Below are 17501 nucleotides of genomic sequence, written 5' to 3' on the forward strand. Positions count from 1 at the left end.
TGCGACATTGGTGCAAGGGTCACCAAGCAGTCTAAGCGGCTAATATGGCACTTCAATGCTGTCGATTGTCCGGGAACCCCGCGTTATGCAAACCGCTTACACCGTCCTGATCATGCTGATGTTGGTCGGCGTTTCGCGCCTGATCGGACGGGTGATCCCGTTGCCTCTACCCTTGGTGCAAATCGCCGCGGGTGCCTTGCTCGCCTGGCCGACACTCGGTCTGCATGTGGCCCTCGATCCCGAGTTGTTTCTGTTTCTGTTCCTGCCGCCGCTGTTGTTTTCCGATGGCTGGCGCATGCCAAAACGGGAGTTCTGGCGCTTGCGCGGGCCGATCCTGACGCTGGCGGTGGGGTTGGTGCTGTTCACCGTGGTTGGCGCCGGGTATTTCATTCACTGGTTGTTGCCAGGTATCCCGCTGCCGGTAGCGTTTGCCCTGGCAGCGGTGTTGTCACCCACGGACGCCGTGGCGGTTTCGGCGATCTCCCAGAATCGTCTGCCCACCCCGTTGATGCACATGCTGCAGGGCGAGGCGTTGATGAACGATGCCTCGGGCCTGGTGACGTTCAAATTTGCCCTGGTGGCGGCAGTGACCGGTGTGTTTTCGTTGGCCAACGCCAGTGTCACCTTCGTGTTGGTGGCGGTCGGCGGCCTGGCCACCGGCGTGGCACTGAGCTGGCTGGTCGGTCGGCTTCGGGCGTGGATGATTGCCCGGGGTTGGGATGACCCGGCCACGCACGTGGTGTTCATGCTGTTGCTGCCGTTTGCCGCTTACGTGCTGGCCGAACGGGTGGGGGTGTCGGGCATTCTGTCGGCGGTGGCGGCGGGGATGATGCAAAGCTGGCTTGATCTGCTGCCGCGTCAGACCAACACCCGCCTGCTCAATCGCAGCGTCTGGTCATTGTTGGAGTTCGCGTTCAATGGCCTGATCTTCCTGCTGTTGGGCCTGCAATTGCCCGACATCATCAAGGCCGTGGCCAGTCATGAACCTTCGTTGTGGCCGACCCTGCTTTATCGCTGCCTCGAAGTGGTAGCGATTTTTCTGGTGTTGCTGGTCTTGCGGTTTGTCTGGGTGCAAAGCACCTGGCGCCTGTCCATTGTATTGCGGCGCTGGCGCGGGAGGGATGAGATCACCCAGGTGCCGAACGCGCGTTCCTGTTGGCTGCTGACCGTTGGAGGCGTACGAGGCGCGGTCACCCTGGCGGGTGTGATGTCGGTGCCGATGCTCATGGGGGATAGCGCATTTCCCGAACGCGACTTGCTGATCTTCATCGCCGCCGGGGTGATTCTGCTGTCGTTGATTGCCGCGTGCGTTGCCTTGCCGTTGCTGCTGCGCGGCATCGAGAAAAGTCCGGACGACAAGCGTCGAAATGAAGTGCGCGATGCCTGGCGCAAGACTGCCAAAGCGGCCATCCATGCGCTGGAAACCGAAGAGGTCAATCCCCAGGACGCCGCTCAGGCGGCGCTGGCGGTCGAACTCAAGGCGCGGATCATGTCCGAGTATCGGCATCAGCTGGAGGTGTTCAATGACTCCGCCGAAGCCCAGGCCCTGGCGTTTCAGATGGATCTGCTGGAGCGGCGGTTGCGCTTGAAGGCACTACGGGCACAGCGCCTGGAGTTGTACGCCCTCAGCCGTCAGCACCAGGTGGGCGATGACGTGTTGCGTGAGGTGTTGGGGGAGCTGGATTTGAGTGAGGCCAATCTCGGTCAGGTGAAATGACTCTCCTAACGCAGGAACCTGTGGGAGCAAGGCTTGCCCGCGATGGCGATCTCGAGGACGTCATCGCGGGCAGGCCTTGCTCCCACAGTTCCGTGTTTATTTACGGCGCTGGATGAAATCGCGAATCCGTTCGGCGGCCTCGACACACTCGGCCAACGGCGCGACCAAGGCCATGCGCACACGCCCGGCACCCGGATTGACGCCATCCACATCCCGCGACAGGTAGGAGCCCGGCACCACCGTCACGTGCTCCTGTTCGAACAGTTCGCGGCAGAAAGTTGCATCATCGCCCGCCACATTCGGCCACAGATAAAAGCTGCCATCGGGGCGTTGCACATCCAGGACCGGGCTGAGGATTTCCAGCACGGCGTCGAATTTCTCGCGATACAGCGCCCGGTTGGCGCGCACGTGCACTTCGTCGTTCCAGGCCGCCACGCTGGCCAGTTGCGTCTGGACCGGCATCGCGCAGCCGTGATAGGTGCGATAAAGCAGGAAGCCTTTGAGGATGTCCGCATCACCGGCAACGAAACCGGAGCGCAGGCCTGGCAGGTTGGAACGCTTGGACAGGCTGTGGAAGACCACGCAGCGCTTGAAGTCCTTGCGGCCCAGTTCCGCGCAGGCGCTGAGCAGGCCGGGTGGCGGGGTTTGTTCGTCGAAGTACAGTTCGCTGTAGCACTCGTCCGCGGCAATCACGAAGTCGTACTCGTCGGCCAGGGCGATCAGCTTTTTCAGGGTCTCGAGCGGGATCAGTGCACCGGTCGGGTTGCCTGGTGAGCACAGGAACAGGATCTGGCAGCGTTTCCAGATGTCCGGCGAAACCGCGTCGAAGTCAGGGTTGAAGCCGTTTTCGTCGAGGCACGGCAGGTAGTGTGGCTGGGCGCCGGCAAGAAACGCCGCGCCTTCGTAGATTTGATAGAACGGGTTCGGGCTGACGATCAGCGCGTCGTCACCACGGTTGACCACGGTCTGGGTGAACGCAAACAGCGCTTCACGGGTGCCGTTGACCGGAAGTACGTTGCGCGCCGGGTCGATCCAGCCGTGCGGAACGTTGAAACGACGTTCACACCAGGCAGCGATGGCTTCACGCAGCTCTGGAATACCGAGGGTGGTCGGGTACACCGCCATTTTTTCGAGATTGCTGGCCAGGGCTTCGGCGACGAAGGTGGGCGAACGGTGTTTCGGCTCGCCGATGGACAGCGCGATAGGGCGCTTGTCCGGATTTGGTGTGACGCTGCCGAGCAGGGCGCGGAGTTTCTCGAACGGGTAGGGCTGGAGCTGGGACAAAGCGTTGTTCATGAGGGCCTCATTCAATGTGGGAGCGAGCCTGCTCGCGAAAACGGTGTATCAGTCGACGATGATGTTGAATGTCACACCGCTTTGGCGAGCAGGCTCGCTCCCACAGGGGGGAGTTTGTTGATTCAGATACTGATGCGCGACAGTTTGATATCGGGTTCCTGGTTGACGCTCAGCTGTTCGACGATTGCATCCTGCAAGCGGCTGCACAGCAGCGGGTCGGACAGCGGCTGGTTGTGAGCGTCGGTGATGAAGAACACGTCTTCCACGCGTTCGCCGAGGGTGGCGATCTTGGCGTTTTGCAACGACAGGTCGAACTCCAGGAAAATCGTGCCGATCCGCGCCAGCAGGCCAGGGCGGTCGGGGGCTGTCAGTTCCAGTACGGTCACCGGTCGCTGTGCGTCGTTATGGATCGTCACCTGTGGTGCAAAGGCAAAATGCTTGAGCTGGCGCGGCACCCGGCGCTGGATGATCGTCGGGTAGTCATCCGGGTTGCGCAAGGCCTCGGTCAGGCCGTCGCGAATCTGTTTGACCCGGGCAGGGTTATCGCCGATCGAGTCGCCGTCGGTGTCGAGCACGATATAGGTGTCGAGGGTGAACTGGCTGCTGGAGGTGATGACCCGGGCGTCGTGGATGTTCAGGTTGAGCTGGTCCATCGCGGCCACGGTCACGGCGAAGAAGTCGTGCTGGTCCGGTGCGTAGATGAAGATCTGCGTGCCGCCCTCGAATTCCCGTTGCGTGGTTTCCTTGATCAGCACCAGTGGCCCGCCGTCGGCGGGTTGCTGGAGGATGGCTTCGGTGTGCCAGGCGACGTCGCCGGCAGTGTGACGCAGGAAGTAGTCATCGCCCAACTGTGCCCACAACTGCTCGACATCATCCGGATCGGTACCGCCGCGCACCAGGATGTCCAGGGCGGCGCTCTGGGTCTGGCGAATCTGCTCTTCGCGGTCCACCGGATTTTCCAGGCCACGACGCAATGCGCGTTTAGTCTCGGTGTAGAGCTGGCGCAGCAGGCTGGCACGCCAGGAGTTCCACAGCGTCGGGTTGGTGGCGTTGATATCGGCGACGGTCAGCACGTACAAATAGTCGAGGTGGACTTCGTCACCGACAATCTGCGCAAAATCGTGGATCACCTGCGGGTCGGACAAGTCCTTGCGCTGGGCAGTGGTCGACATCAGCAAATGGTTCTGCACCAGCCAGACAATCAGTCGGCAGTCCCACACGGGGAGCTGGTGGCGTTGGCCAAACGCCTCTGCGTCCACGGCACCGATTTCCGAGTGGTCGCCATGTCGGCCTTTGCCGATGTCATGGTACAGGCCGGCCAGGTAAATAAGCTCGGGTTTGGGCAGCTTGCCCATGAGCTTGCTGGCCAGCGGGAATTTTTCCGATACCTGGGTGTACTGCAATTTGCGCAGGTGCTTGATCAGGTTCAGGGTGTGCGCATCCACCGTATAGATGTGAAACAGGTCGTGTTGCATCTGCCCGACGATAAAGCCGAACTCCGGCAGATAACGTCCGAGGATGCCGTAGCGGTTCATCCGGCGCAGGTTGCGGTGGATGCCGATCTTGCACTTGAACAGCTCGATAAACAGGCTGGTGTTGCGGATGTCGTTGCGGAAATCGTCGTCGATCAGGTGGCGGTTTTCGCGTAGCAGGCGAATGGTGTCGGCACGCACGCCTTTGATTTCCGGTTGCTGGGCCATCAGCACGAAGATTTCCAGCATGGCGAACGGTGTACGGCGGAACACGTTGTCGCTGCGTGCCTCGATGTATCCGTCATGCAGCTGGAATCGCGAATTGATCGGCTGCGGTGGCGCCTCGTCTTCCGGAGCCAGGATCACTTCTTCGAAGTGCTGGATGATCAGGTCGCTGAGCTGGGCAATGCTCATCACCACCCGGTAATACTGCTGCATGAAGTTTTCGACGGCCTGCTTGGCGTCGTCGCCTTCGAATCCCAGCAGCTTGGCAATGGTGCGTTGGTGGTCGAACAGCAGGCGATCTTCGGCGCGCCCGGCGAGCATGTGCAGGGCATAACGCACTTTCCACAGGAACTCCTGGGAAGAAGCCAGCAAGGCGTTTTCGCTTTCCACCAGGAAACCTTCGCCTGCCAGTGCCCGCAGGTTCAGGGTGCCGTACTCGCGACGGGCCACCCAGAGAATCGTCTGGATATCCCGCAAGCCGCCCGGCGAGCCTTTGACGTTGGGTTCCAGGTTGTATTCGGTGTCGTTGTACTTGTGGTGACGGGCCTTCTGCTCGGCGCGTTTGGCCAGGAAAAAGTCCTTGCTCGGCCACATGTGTGCGGTGCTGGTGACATCCAGCATGCGCTGGCGCAGATGCTCCGGACCGGTAATGGTGCGGCTTTCCATCAGGTTGGTCACCACCGTCAGGTCGGCACGGGCCTCGACGGCGCACTCTTCGATCGAACGGACACTCTGACCGACCTCCAGGCCGATGTCCCACAGCAGTGTCAGGAAGCGTTCGATGGAATCGCGGAAAACTTCATGGTCGGCACTGTCCAGCAGGATCAGCAGATCGATGTCGGAGTAGGGGTGCAGCTCGCCTCGACCGTAGCCGCCGACCGCAACCAGCGCAATATCGGCGTCTTCACTCCAGTTGAACTGATCCCAGGCCTTTTGCAGGATGTTATCGACGAACCAGGCGCGATCCTCGATCAGCCGGCGAATGTCCCGGCCGCTGCGAAAGCGCCCGTCGAGCACTTCGCGGGCCTGGCGGATGGCCTTCTTGAAGGCCGCTATCGGGCTTGCCTTCAGGGCCAGTTCAGCCTGGAACTGGCCGCGGTCGAAGAGTTCGGGATCCACCTGCGGCATCGATTGGCTTTCCTATATAAGGCTGGGAGCTATGCGGTCGGATCAGGCCGAAATGCGCGGGATGGTGTCATCGCTGCGCAAGGTGAAGATCTCGTAACCGGTCTCGGTCACCAGCAGGGTGTGTTCCCACTGCGCCGACAGCTTGCGGTCCTTGGTGATCGCGGTCCAGCCGTCGCCCAGCACCTTGGTGTCGGCGCGGCCCTGGTTGATCATCGGTTCGATGGTAAAGGTCATGCCGGCCTTCAGTTCCATGCCGGTGCCAGCGCGGCCGTAATGCAGAATCTGCGGCTCTTCATGGAAGACTTTGCCGATACCGTGGCCACAGAACTCGCGGACCACCGAGAAACCATTCTTTTCGGCATGCTTCTGGATGATTTCACCAATGTCGCCGAGGCGGCAGCCGGGTTTGACGATTTCAATCGCCTTGTACATGCATTCCTGGGTCACCTGCGACAGGCGCTCGGCCCAGACCGGCACGGTGCCGACGTGGAACATGCGGCTGGTATCGCCGTGGTAACCGTCCTTGATGACGGTGACGTCGATGTTCAGGGTGTCGCCATCCTTCAGCGGTTTGTCGTTCGGGATGCCGTGGCAGACCACATGGTTGATCGACGTGCAAATCGACTTCGGGTAGCCCTTGTAGTTGAGCGGGGCAGGGATGGCTTTCTGCTCGTTGACGATATAGTCGTGGCAGATCTGGTTCAGTTGATCGGTGGTGACGCCCGGCTTGACATATTCGGCAATCATTTCCAGCACATCGGCGGCCAGTTTGCCGGCGATGCGCATTTTTGCGATGTCCTCGGGGGTTTTGAGGGTGACGGTCATACAGGCTCTCTCTGCGCTCGACGGCGCTTCACAAACGGAAAGGGCATTGCGCGATCGAATTTCGCAGCCCTGAAAAACGCGATTCTAGCAGACGATCAGCGCAAATCCGCGCCTCTGTACATCGCTTCTCTCTATAGAATGGTGCATTCTGGGCGGATTCCAAGGGTTGGAACGCCGCGCCCGCCCGGATTTCAGAATCCGGGTTCCGTTTTTTTCTGCCCTGTGATATAAAATGCGCCGCTTTCCGGGGATGTCCCGAAAAGCTTAAATCCACACACGTGTCGACACGATGACCTGGGTGCCTTCAGCTGATGCTGCTGGTTGGTCATTGGGATACGTGGAGGCCAAACCCGACTTATTAAGGAACTATCATGTCCCAAGTCAATATGCGCGATATGCTGAAGGCCGGTGTGCACTTCGGTCACCAGACCCGTTACTGGAACCCGAAAATGGGCAAGTACATTTTCGGCGCGCGTAACAAGATTCACATCATCAACCTTGAAAAAACCCTGCCAATGTTCAACGAAGCTCTGACTTTCGTAGAGCGTCTGGCCCAGGGCAAAAACAAGATTCTGTTCGTCGGCACCAAGCGTTCCGCTGGCAAGATCGTTGCTGAAGAAGCAGCACGTTGCGGTTCGCCGTATGTCGATCACCGCTGGTTGGGCGGCATGCTGACCAACTTCAAAACCATCCGTGCTTCCATCAAGCGTCTGCGTGACCTTGAAGTACAAGCCGAAGACGGTACTTTCGCCAAGCTGACCAAGAAAGAAGCGCTGATGCGCTCCCGTGACCTGGAAAAGCTGGATCGTTCCCTGGGTGGTATCAAGGACATGGGCGGTCTGCCAGACGCTCTGTTCGTTATCGACGTTGATCACGAGCGCATCGCGATCACCGAAGCCAACAAGCTGGGCATCCCGGTCATCGGCGTAGTCGATACCAACAGCAGCCCGGAAGGCGTTGACTACATCATCCCAGGCAACGATGACGCAATCCGCGCTATCCAGCTGTACATGGGTTCGATGGCTGACGCTGTTATCCGTGGTCGCAACAATGTTGCCGGCGGTACTGTAGAGTTCGCTGCTGAAGAAACTCAGGCTGCAGCTGAGTAATTGACGCCCTGGCGTTGACTCAGTAAGCAAAAAGGGGGCTTGGCCCCCTTTTTGCCACCTCGAAAACCATTTGTCGGCGCCCACTGCCCTATCTGTAACGTGCGGCAGCTAACAAGGGTGGTTCGGGAAGAATTGAACGCCCGTTCGATCGGGTGGAATGGTTGATAACCTATCCAAGAGGAATTTTGAAATGGCAGAGATTACTGCAGCGTTGGTCAAAGAACTGCGCGAGCGTACCGGCGAAGGCATGATGGACTGCAAAAAGGCCTTGACCAAGGCTGGCGGCGACATCGAGAAAGCCATTGATGACATGCGCGCTTCGGGCGCCATCAAGGCTGCCAAGAAAGCCGGTAACGTTGCCGCCGAAGGCGCAATCGCCATCAAGGCCGACGACAAGTCCGCCGTACTGCTGGAAGTGAACTCGCAGACCGACTTCCTGGCCCTGCAAGACGACTTCAAAAACTTCGTTGCTGCCAGCGTAGAAAAAGCCTTCGCCGAAAAACTGACCGACGCAGCTCCGCTGATCGCCGCTCAGGAATCGGCTCGTGAAGCCCTGGTGGCCAAAGTTGGCGAAAACGTCAACATCCGTCGCCTGGTTCGCGTTGAAGGCGACGTGGTGGGTACCTACCTGCACGGTAACAAGATCGGTGTTGCTGTTGTCCTGAAGGGCGGCGACGTCCAGCTGGCCAAAGAGATCGCCATGCACGTGGCGGCAAGCAACCCTGAGTTCCTGCTGCCATCGCAGGTTTCCGCCGAAGCCATCGAGCGCGAGAAGGCTGTATTCCTGCAGCTGAACGAAGACAAGATGAAAGGCAAGCCAGCTGAAATCGTCGAGAAGATGATCGCCGGCCGTATCACCAAGTTCCTGGCTGAAGCCAGCCTGGTCGAGCAAGCGTTCGTCATGAACCCGGAGCTCACCGTAGGTGCCCTGGCCAAGAAAGCCGGCGCTGAAATCGTTTCCTTCACCTACTTCAAAGTCGGCGAAGGCATCGAGAAGCCAGTGGACAACTTCGCTGAAGAAGTTGCTGCACAGCTGGCTGCCGCCAAGCAATAAGACGGTTTTTTAACTGTCGCCCTGAAGAGGCTGCCCGCTCACGCGCGCAGCCTCTTTTCAGATGGGTCGCCAATTTTAATTGGTTTCCTTTTGGAACTGGCTTACAAAGCCATGTTCCGATGGCGCTGAAGCAGCGCCAAGCTAGAGTGAACGCCAGCTGTAAACAGCTCGCAAAGAATTTTTAAAATACGCCGCAGGAGAGATTCGCAATGGCTCAGCAGGGCAGTGGTTATCAGGCTCGCTATAAACGCATTCTACTCAAACTTAGCGGCGAGGCCCTGATGGGCTCGGAAGAGTTCGGGATCGATCCGAAGGTTCTGGATCGCATGGCGCTGGAAGTCGGCCAGCTGGTCGGTATCGGTGTCCAGGTCGGTCTGGTGATCGGTGGCGGCAACCTGTTCCGCGGCGAGGCGCTGAGCAAGGCCGGCATGGATCGGGTCACCGGCGACCACATGGGCATGTTGGCCACTGTGATGAACGCCCTGGCCATGCGCGATGCGCTGGAACGTGCCAATATCTCGGCCATCGTGATGTCGGCCATTTCCATGGTTGGCGTGACCGATCACTACGATCGCCGCAAGGCCATGCGCCACCTGAACTCCAAGGATGTGGTAATTTTCGCCGCCGGTACCGGCAACCCGTTCTTCACCACGGACTCGGCTGCCTGCCTGCGTGCGATCGAAATCGACGCCGATGTCGTGCTCAAGGCAACCAAGGTCGATGGTGTCTACACCGCTGACCCGTTCAAAGACCCGCATGCCGAGAAGTTCGATCATCTGACCTACGATGAAGTACTGGATCGCAAGCTGGGTGTGATGGACCTGACGGCCATTTGCCTGTGCCGCGACCACAAGATGCCGTTGCGCGTATTTAACATGAACAAGCCCGGCGCCCTGCTGAACATCGTGCATGGCGGCGCTGAAGGGACACTGATCGAGGAAGGCCAACAATGATCAACGAAATCAAGAAAGACGCTAAAGAGCGCATGCAGAAGTCTGTCGAGTCTCTGTCGCATAACTTCGGTCGCATTCGTACCGGTCAGGCGCACCCAAGCATTCTGGAAGGTGTGATGGTGCCGTATTACGGTTCCGACACCCCGATCAAGCAAGTGGCCAACATCACCGTTAAAGACGCCCGTACCCTGCAAGTCGTAGCCTTTGAGCGCAACATGCTGGGTGCTGTCGACAAAGCCATCGGTAGTGCGGGTCTGAACCTCAACCCGACCAACCTGGGTGAGTTGCTGCTGATCTCCATGCCGGCCCTGACTGAAGAGACCCGCAAGGGGTTCACCAAGCAGGCTCGCGATGTGGCTGAAGACGCTCGCGTTGCCGTGCGTAACATCCGTCGTGATGCCAACAGCTCGCTGAAGGATCTGGTCAAGGAAAAAGAGATCAGTGAAGACGAAGAGCGTCGCGCCACCGGCGAGATCGACGACTTGACCAAGAAGTTCGTGGCTGAAATCGACGCGAAGCTGGCAGAGAAAGAAAAAGACCTGATGGCCGTATAAGGGTCGTTTTTTAATGGACAAGACCAAGCAGACTGCGCCGTCCGCGGTGCCGCGCCATGTCGCGATCATCATGGATGGTAATAATCGCTGGGCGAAAAAACGCTTTATGCCAGGTGTCGCCGGGCATAAGGCGGGGGTGGACGCAGTTCGCGCGGTCATCGAGGTGTGTGCCGAGTCCGGGGTTGAGGTTTTGACCCTGTTCGCATTCTCCAGTGAGAACTGGCAGCGCCCGGCCGACGAGGTCAGCGCATTGATGGACCTGTTCTTCCGGGCGCTACGCCGCGAGGCCAAGCGTCTGAATGACAACAACATCAGTTTGCGCATCATTGGCGACCGGTCGCGTTTTCATCCGGAACTTCAGGCTGCGATGCGTGAAGCCGAGGCCATGACTGCCGGCGCCAATCGCTTCGTCCTGCAGATCGCTGCCAACTACGGCGGCCAGTGGGACATCGCGCAGGCTGCCCAGCGGCTGGCGCGGGAAGTTCAGGCCGGGCACTTGCGTCCGGAAGACATCACCCCTGACTTGCTGCAAACCTGCCTGGCCACCGGCGATCTGCCGTTGCCGGATTTGTGTATCCGTACCGGGGGCGAGCACCGCATCAGTAACTTCCTGCTGTGGCAACTGGCGTATGCCGAGTTGTACTTTTCCGACCTGTTCTGGCCGGACTTCAAACACGACGCCATGCGTAACGCGCTGGCCGATTTCGCATCCCGCCAGCGTCGCTTCGGTAAAACGAGCGAGCAGGTCGAGGCTGGAGCCCGGGTTTAATGCTTAAACAACGAATCATCACTGCGCTGATCCTGCTGCCGATTGCCTTGTGCGGGTTTTTCCTGCTCGAGGGGTCCGGTTTTGCGCTGTTCATCGGGCTGGTCGTGACCCTTGGTGCGTGGGAGTGGGCGCGCCTGGCGGGTTTCACGGCCCAGTCGATGCGGGCGGCCTATGCCGTTGTCGTCGCGTTGATGCTGTTTGTCATGCATATCCTGCCTGGCCTCGCACCTTGGGTGTTGGGCGCTTCGGTGCTCTGGTGGGGGGTCGCGACCTATCTGGTACTGACGTACCCGCGCTCCAGCGAGCAATGGTCCAGCGCGGCCTGCAAACTGGTGATCGGACTTTTGATCCTGCTGCCGGCCTGGCAAGGCCTGGTTCAGATCAAGCAGCACCCCTTGGGTAACTGGCTGATCATGGCGGTGATGGTGCTTGTCTGGGGTGCTGACATCGGTGCTTACTTTTCTGGCCGGGCCTTCGGCAAGCGCAAGCTGGCGCCTCAGGTCAGCCCTGGCAAGAGCTGGGAAGGTGTTTACGGTGGTCTGATCCTGAGTCTGATCATTACCGTCATCGTCGGGTTTGTTCGTGACTGGACCGTTGCCGTTTTGTTCAAGGGTCTGATCGGCGCGGCCGTGATCGTGTTTATCTCGGTCGTGGGTGATCTCACTGAAAGCATGTTCAAGCGCCAATCCGGGATCAAGGACAGCAGTAACCTGCTGCCGGGCCACGGCGGTGTGCTGGACCGGATCGATAGCCTGACCGCGGCGATTCCCGTGTTTGCCGTGTTGTTGTGGATGGCTGCGCCATGAGCCGCCCTCAGCAGATTACCGTTCTGGGGGCAACCGGCTCGATCGGCCTGAGCACGCTCGATGTCATCGCTCGCCATCCAGAGCGTTATCAAGTCTTCGCCTTGAGCGGTTTCACGCGCTTGCGTGAGCTGCTGGCACTTTGCGTGCGTCACGCCCCACGGTTCGCTGTTGTGCCTGAGGCCGGCGCTGCCCGTGTGCTGCAGGATGACTTGAGTGCGGCAGGTCTTTCGACCCGAGTGCTGGTGGGCGAGGAAGGTTTGTGTCAGATCGCTGCCGCCGAGGAAGTGGACGCGGTCATGGCGGCTATAGTGGGCGCGGCGGGGCTGCGTCCGACCTTGGCGGCGGTTGAAGCCGGCAAGAAGATTCTGCTGGCCAACAAAGAAGCGCTGGTCATGTCCGGTGCGTTGTTCATGCAGGCCGTGCGCAAGAGTGGTTCGGTATTGTTGCCGATCGACAGCGAGCACAACGCGATTTTCCAGTGCATGCCGCAGGATTTCGCCCGTGGTCTCGGCGCAGTCGGTGTCCGTCGGATTCTTTTGACGGCTTCCGGAGGTCCGTTCCGGCAGACGCCTTTGGCGGAACTGGCGCATGTTTCGCCCGAGCAAGCCTGTGCTCACCCGAACTGGTCCATGGGGCGCAAGATTTCGGTCGATTCGGCCAGCATGATGAATAAAGGGCTTGAGTTGATCGAAGCCTGCTGGCTGTTCGATGCCAAGCCGTCCCAGGTTGAAGTGGTGATTCATCCGCAAAGCGTGATTCATTCGCTGGTCGACTACATCGACGGCTCGGTATTGGCTCAATTGGGCAATCCGGATATGCGTACGCCAATCGCCAACGCGCTGGCGTGGCCTGAGCGAATCGATTCGGGTGTGCCGCCGCTGGATCTGTTCGCTGTCGCCCGCCTCGATTTCCAGGCTCCGGATGAAGAGCGTTTCCCGTGCCTGCGTCTGGCTCGTCAGGCAGCCGAAGCGGGTAACAGCGCGCCAGCGATGCTGAATGCGGCGAATGAGGTCGCTGTGGCGGCGTTTCTCGATGGACGGGTTCGTTACCCGGAAATCGCGAGTATCATCGAAGAAACATTGAATCTCGAGCCTGTGGTGGCAGTCGATGATCTTGATGCAGTGTTCACGGCGGATGCGAAAGCCCGTCTGCTGGCCGAACAATGGTTGAGTCGTCACGGGCGCTAAGTGCTGCAATGCGTCGGCCCATGCAGCACCTGATAGGAATGCGGAGAAAGTAGATGAGCGCGCTCTATATGATTGTCGGCACCCTGGTGGCATTGGGCGTGCTGGTTACCTTCCACGAGTTCGGCCATTTCTGGGTCGCGCGTCGCTGTGGGGTCAAGGTGCTGCGTTTCTCCGTGGGCTTCGGCATGCCGCTGTTGCGCTGGCACGACAAGCAGGGCACAGAGTTCGTGGTGGCCGCCATTCCCCTGGGCGGCTACGTGAAGATGCTCGATGAGCGCGAGGGCGAAGTCCCGGTCGATCAGCTCGGGCATTCCTTCAATCGCAAGTCCGTTCGTCAGCGCATTGCAATCGTCGCGGCAGGTCCTATCGCCAACTTCCTGTTGGCCATGGTGTTCTTCTGGGTGTTGGCCATGCTTGGCAGCGAGCAGGTGCGTCCGGTCATCGGTGCCGTGGAGTCCGGCAGTCTTGCCGCCAGGGCAGGTTTGAGCGCGGGCCAGGAAATCATCTCGATCGATGGTGAGCCGACTTCCGGCTGGGCTGCGGTGAATTTACAGCTGGTCCGTCGTCTTGGGGAAAGTGGTCCCCTGCAGGTATTGGTCCGCGAACAAGGTTCCACGGTCGATTCGCCCCGTGAGCTGACGCTGGATAAATGGCTCAAGGGTGCCGAAGAACCGGACCCGATTCACTCGCTGGGTATTCGTCCTTGGCGTCCGGCTTTACCGCCGATCCTGGCTGAACTCGATCCGAAAGGCCCGGCGCAGGCCGCCGGGTTGAAGCTGGGCGACCGTCTGCTGGCCCTCGATGGCAAGTCGCTGGATGATTGGCAGCAAGTGGTCGATACCGTGCGTATGCGTCCTGATACCAAAATCATGCTGCGGATCGAGCGTGATGGTGCTCAAATCGATGTACCTGTCACACTGGCTGCACGCGGCGAAAAAAAGGCGCCGAGTGGTTATCTGGGGGCTGGGGTGAAAGCGGTCGATTGGCCACCGGAGATGATTCGGGAGGTCAGTTATGGGCCTTTGGCTGCGATTGGAGAGGGGGCTCGACGCACCTGGACCATGAGCCTGCTGACCCTTGATTCACTGAAGAAAATGTTGTTCGGCGAGCTCTCGGTAAAAAACTTGAGTGGACCGATAACCATTGCTAAAGTGGCGGGCGCTTCGGCCCAGTCGGGTATCGCTGATTTCCTGAATTTCCTTGCTTATCTGAGTATTAGCTTGGGGGTTCTGAATTTGCTGCCCATTCCTGTGCTGGATGGGGGGCATTTGTTGTTTTATCTGATTGAGTGGGCGCGTGGTCGTCCCTTGTCGGATCGGGTGCAAGGTTGGGGGATACAGATCGGTATCAGTTTGGTGGTCGGAGTGATGTTGCTCGCTCTGGTCAATGATCTAGGCCGTCTGTAACGTCGCTGAATTGCGAATCTGCCGCATTTTGCGGCAGTTTGTTTATTGCCAGTTGGAATAAGAAAGGACTTCATGAAACGTCTGCTGCTAACTGCGGTTCTCACCGTATTGATGATCGCCGAAGTTCACGCCGAGTCCTTCACTATCTCTGATATTCGCGTCAATGGCCTCCAGCGGGTCTCCGCGGGTAGCGTCTTTGGTGCTTTGCCGTTGAACGTCGGTGAACAGGCGGATGACCGACGCCTGGTGGAATCCACTCGTGCGTTGTTCAAAACCGGTTTCTTTCAAGATATCCAGCTGGGCCGCGATGGCAACGTCCTTGTCATCACTGTAGTCGAGCGTCCGTCGGTTGCCAGTATCGAGATCGAAGGTAACAAGGCGATCTCCACTGAAGACCTGATGAAAGGCCTCAAGCAATCCGGTCTGGCCGAGGGCGAGATCTTCCAGCGTGCCACCCTTGAAGGTGTACGTAACGAGCTGCAGCGCCAGTACGTCGCCCAGGGCCGCTACTCTGCGACCGTCGACACCGAAGTGGTGCCGCAGCCGCGCAACCGCGTCGGCTTGAAGGTCAACATCAACGAAGGCACCGTTGCGGCTATCCAGCACATCAACGTGGTGGGCAACACGGTCTTCCCTGATGAAGACCTGATCGACCTGTTCGAACTCAAAACGACCAACTGGCTCTCGTTCTTCAAGAACGACGACAAGTATGCTCGCGAAAAACTGTCCGGTGACCTGGAGCGCCTGCGTTCCTACTACCTGGACCGCGGCTATATCAACATGGACATTGCATCGACCCAGGTGTCCATTACGCCGGACAAGAAGCACGTCTACATCACCGTCAACATCAACGAAGGTGACAAGTACACGGTTCGTGACGTGAAACTGAGCGGGGACCTGAAAGTCCCTGAAGATCAGGTCAAATCCTTGCTGCTGGTACAGAAAGGCCAGGTGTTCTCGCGCAAGCTGATGACCACCACGTCCGAGCTGATCACCCGCCGTCTGGGTAACGAGGGTTATACCTTCGCCAACGTCAACGGCGTGCCACAGCCTCATGATGAAGATCACACCGTAGACATCACCTTCGCAGTCGATCCAGGCAAGCGTGCGTACGTCAACCGCATCAACTTCCGTGGCAACACCAAGTCGGAAGACGAAGTACTGCGTCGTGAAATGCGTCAGATGGAAGGTGGTTGGGCTTCGACCTACCTGATCGACCAATCCAAGACCCGTCTTGAGCGCCTGGGCTTCTTCAAGGAAGTCAACGTTGAGACCCCGGCCGTACCGGGCGTCGATGACCAGGTTGATGTCAACTACAGCGTGGAAGAGCAGGCGTCCGGCTCGATTACCGCCAGCGTCGGTTTCGCCCAGAGTGCGGGCCTGATCCTCGGTGGTTCGATCACCCAGAACAACTTCCTCGGTACCGGTAACAAGGTCAGCATCGGCTTGACCCGCAGCCAATACCAGAGTCGCTATAACTTCGGTTATGTCGACCCCTACTGGACTGCTGATGGCGTGAGCCTGGGCTACAACGCCTTCTACCGCACCACCGACTACAAAGATCTTGATGTCAACGTAGCCAGCTACGCCGTAGACAGCCTGGGTGCGGGCGTCAGCGTCGGTTACCCGATCAGCGAGACTTCGCGTCTCACCTTTGGTCTGACCGCGCAACAAGACAAGATCAAGACCGGCCTTTACACCGTCGACGAAATCTTCGACTTCGTTAACAAGGAAGGTGATCAGTACCTGAACTTCAAGGCATCGGCCGGTTGGTCCGAGTCCACGTTGAACAAAGGTGTACTGGCGACCCGTGGTCATTCTCAAAGCCTGACTGCGGAAGCGACAACTCCGGGTAGCGACTTGTCGTTCTTCAAACTGGATTACCGCGGTCAATTGTTCCAGCCGTTGTCTGAAAACTACACCATGCGCCTCCACACCGAGCTGGGTTATGGCGATGGTTATGGTTCCACTGATGGCTTGCCATTCTATGAAAACTACTATGCTGGTGGTTTCAACTCGGTTCGCGGCTTCAAGGACAGCACTTTGGGCCCACGTAGTACTCCGAGCCGGGGCGTGAACCCGGGGACAGCAGTCGATCCGGACCAGGATCCACTGCCGTTTGGTGGTAACGTCCTGATCCAGGGTGGTGTAGAAGTTCTGTTCCCGTTGCCGTTCGTGAAAGATCAGCGTTCCTTGCGTACCTCGGTATTCTGGGACGTGGGTAACGTGTTCGATTCGACTTGCAAGCAGAGCACTAACGCCGATGGCTCGAAGTCCAACACTCAATGTAACGACATCAGTCTGAGCAATATGGCCAGTTCCGTAGGTGTCGGTGTGACTTGGGTTACCGCCCTTGGTCCGTTGAGCTTCGCGCTGGCGATGCCAGTTAAAAAGCCGGACAGCAATGCCGAGACTCAAGTGTTCCAATTCTCCCTCGGTCAAACGTTCTAAGCGTCTGACCCAAGATAACGACAATGGATTTTGTAGGAGTGCATCGTGCGTAAGTTGACTCAATTGGTTCTCCTGGCTTCCGTGCTGGTAGCGGGTCCGGCGTTTGCCGACATGAAAATTGCCGTTCTGAACTATCAGATGGCCTTGCTGGAATCCGATGCGGCCAAGAAATACGCCGTGGACGCCGAGAAGAAGTTCGGTCCTCAGCTGACCAAGCTCAAGGCTCTGGAAAGCAGCGCCAAGGGTATCCAGGATCGCCTGATGGCCGGTGGCGACAAAATGCAGCAAGGTGAGCGTGAGCGCCTGGAGCTTGAATTCAAGCAAAAGGCCCGTGACTTCCAGTTCCAGTCCAAGGAACTGAACGAAGCCAAAGCCGTTGCCGACCGTGAAATGCTGAAGCAGCTCAAGCCGAAACTGGACAGCGCTGTGGAAGAAGTCATCAAGAAAGGTGCTTTTGACCTGGTCTTCGAGCGTGGTGCAGTGATTGATGTCAAACCTCAGTACGACATCACGCGCCAGGTTATCGAGCGCATGAATCAGCTGAAGTAA

14 protein-coding genes are annotated in these 17501 nt (G+C 58.7%); 11 read left to right on the top strand and 3 right to left on the bottom strand.

Annotation, left to right across the window (positions count from 1 at the left end; translation table 11 throughout):
• The first annotated feature begins 85 nt into the window (after positions 1-85).
• Entirely contained in the window at positions 86-1717 is a 1632-nt protein-coding gene (locus tag BJ917_RS13055) for a Na+/H+ antiporter (protein WP_096513172.1), read from the top strand.
• 96 nt (positions 1718-1813) lie between these two features.
• Here the strand turns inward: BJ917_RS13055 and dapC are convergent, their stop codons facing one another.
• The 3 genes from dapC to map form a co-directional block, all read right to left on the bottom strand.
• Positions 1814-3013 (bottom strand): succinyldiaminopimelate transaminase, encoded by a 1200-nt coding sequence (gene dapC, locus BJ917_RS13060; protein WP_096513171.1) that lies wholly within the window; start codon positions 3011-3013, stop codon positions 1814-1816.
• A 122-nt stretch (positions 3014-3135) separates the two neighbouring features.
• Positions 3136-5838 carry a [protein-PII] uridylyltransferase gene (locus tag BJ917_RS13065; RefSeq protein ID WP_096513170.1) on the bottom strand — a complete coding sequence of 901 codons (2703 nt, stop codon included), beginning with the start codon at positions 5836-5838 and terminating at the stop codon, positions 3136-3138.
• A gap of 42 nt (positions 5839-5880) precedes the next feature.
• Complete coding sequence (gene map / locus BJ917_RS13070) at positions 5881-6663, bottom strand: type I methionyl aminopeptidase (protein ID WP_096513169.1); 783 nt, start codon at positions 6661-6663, stop codon at positions 5881-5883.
• 371 nt (positions 6664-7034) lie between these two features.
• Here map and rpsB point away from each other — a divergent pair, with 371 nt between their 5' ends.
• The 10 genes from rpsB (at position 7035) to BJ917_RS13120 (ending at position 17501) form a co-directional block, all read left to right on the top strand.
• Entirely contained in the window at positions 7035-7772 is a 738-nt protein-coding gene (gene rpsB / locus BJ917_RS13075) for a 30S ribosomal protein S2 (protein ID WP_003222119.1), read from the top strand.
• A gap of 190 nt (positions 7773-7962) precedes the next feature.
• Positions 7963-8826 carry a translation elongation factor Ts gene (gene tsf, locus BJ917_RS13080; protein ID WP_008019553.1) on the top strand — a complete coding sequence of 288 codons (864 nt, stop codon included), beginning with the start codon at positions 7963-7965 and terminating at the stop codon, positions 8824-8826.
• 209 nt (positions 8827-9035) lie between these two features.
• Entirely contained in the window at positions 9036-9779 is a 744-nt protein-coding gene (gene pyrH, locus BJ917_RS13085; RefSeq protein WP_003222124.1) for a UMP kinase, read from the top strand.
• Entirely contained in the window at positions 9776-10333 is a 558-nt protein-coding gene (gene frr / locus BJ917_RS13090; protein WP_096513168.1) for a ribosome recycling factor, read from the top strand. The genes pyrH and frr overlap by 4 nt, the downstream gene beginning before the upstream one ends.
• A 13-nt stretch (positions 10334-10346) precedes the next feature.
• A complete protein-coding gene (gene uppS, locus BJ917_RS13095; protein WP_096513167.1) occupies positions 10347-11102 on the top strand; it encodes a polyprenyl diphosphate synthase in 756 nt (251 codons plus the stop codon).
• Positions 11102-11908: a phosphatidate cytidylyltransferase gene (locus BJ917_RS13100; RefSeq protein ID WP_096513166.1), complete on the top strand. Its 807-nt coding sequence runs from the start codon at positions 11102-11104 to the stop codon at positions 11906-11908. Before uppS ends, BJ917_RS13100 begins: the two co-directional genes overlap by 1 nt.
• Complete coding sequence (gene ispC / locus BJ917_RS13105) at positions 11905-13095, top strand: 1-deoxy-D-xylulose-5-phosphate reductoisomerase (RefSeq protein WP_121103574.1); 1191 nt, start codon at positions 11905-11907, stop codon at positions 13093-13095. Before BJ917_RS13100 ends, ispC begins: the two co-directional genes overlap by 4 nt.
• Before the next feature lie 53 nt (positions 13096-13148).
• Positions 13149-14501, top strand: coding sequence for an RIP metalloprotease RseP (gene rseP, locus BJ917_RS13110; RefSeq protein ID WP_096513164.1), 1353 nt, complete (start codon positions 13149-13151; stop codon positions 14499-14501).
• Positions 14502-14573: 72 nt separating this feature from the next.
• Positions 14574-16952 (top strand): outer membrane protein assembly factor BamA, encoded by a 2379-nt coding sequence (bamA, locus tag BJ917_RS13115; protein ID WP_096513163.1) that lies wholly within the window; start codon positions 14574-14576, stop codon positions 16950-16952.
• A 45-nt stretch (positions 16953-16997) separates the two neighbouring features.
• Entirely contained in the window at positions 16998-17501 is a 504-nt protein-coding gene (locus BJ917_RS13120; RefSeq protein ID WP_096513162.1) for an OmpH family outer membrane protein, read from the top strand.

Source organism: Pseudomonas sp. WPR_5_2, from assembly GCF_003634475.1.
Taxonomy (GTDB): domain Bacteria; phylum Pseudomonadota; class Gammaproteobacteria; order Pseudomonadales; family Pseudomonadaceae; genus Aquipseudomonas; species Aquipseudomonas izuensis.

What these genes read in the sequence shown, in the direction of transcription:
- BJ917_RS13065 (WP_096513170.1), bottom strand. Translation starts at nt 5,838, where the DNA reads ATGCCGCAGGTGGATCCCGAACTCTTCGACCGCGGCCAGTTCCAGGCT.
- frr (WP_096513168.1), top strand. Translation starts at nt 9,776, where the DNA reads ATGATCAACGAAATCAAGAAAGACGCTAAAGAGCGCATGCAGAAGTCT.
- dapC (WP_096513171.1), bottom strand. Translation starts at nt 3,013, where the DNA reads ATGAACAACGCTTTGTCCCAGCTCCAGCCCTACCCGTTCGAGAAACTC.
- bamA (WP_096513163.1), top strand. Translation starts at nt 14,574, where the DNA reads ATGAAACGTCTGCTGCTAACTGCGGTTCTCACCGTATTGATGATCGCC.
- map (WP_096513169.1), bottom strand. Translation starts at nt 6,663, where the DNA reads ATGACCGTCACCCTCAAAACCCCCGAGGACATCGCAAAAATGCGCATC.
- BJ917_RS13055 (WP_096513172.1), top strand. Translation starts at nt 86, where the DNA reads ATGCAAACCGCTTACACCGTCCTGATCATGCTGATGTTGGTCGGCGTT.
- rpsB (WP_003222119.1), top strand. Translation starts at nt 7,035, where the DNA reads ATGTCCCAAGTCAATATGCGCGATATGCTGAAGGCCGGTGTGCACTTC.
- ispC (WP_121103574.1), top strand. Translation starts at nt 11,905, where the DNA reads ATGAGCCGCCCTCAGCAGATTACCGTTCTGGGGGCAACCGGCTCGATC.
- rseP (WP_096513164.1), top strand. Translation starts at nt 13,149, where the DNA reads ATGAGCGCGCTCTATATGATTGTCGGCACCCTGGTGGCATTGGGCGTG.
- BJ917_RS13100 (WP_096513166.1), top strand. Translation starts at nt 11,102, where the DNA reads ATGCTTAAACAACGAATCATCACTGCGCTGATCCTGCTGCCGATTGCC.
- tsf (WP_008019553.1), top strand. Translation starts at nt 7,963, where the DNA reads ATGGCAGAGATTACTGCAGCGTTGGTCAAAGAACTGCGCGAGCGTACC.
- pyrH (WP_003222124.1), top strand. Translation starts at nt 9,036, where the DNA reads ATGGCTCAGCAGGGCAGTGGTTATCAGGCTCGCTATAAACGCATTCTA.
- uppS (WP_096513167.1), top strand. Translation starts at nt 10,347, where the DNA reads ATGGACAAGACCAAGCAGACTGCGCCGTCCGCGGTGCCGCGCCATGTC.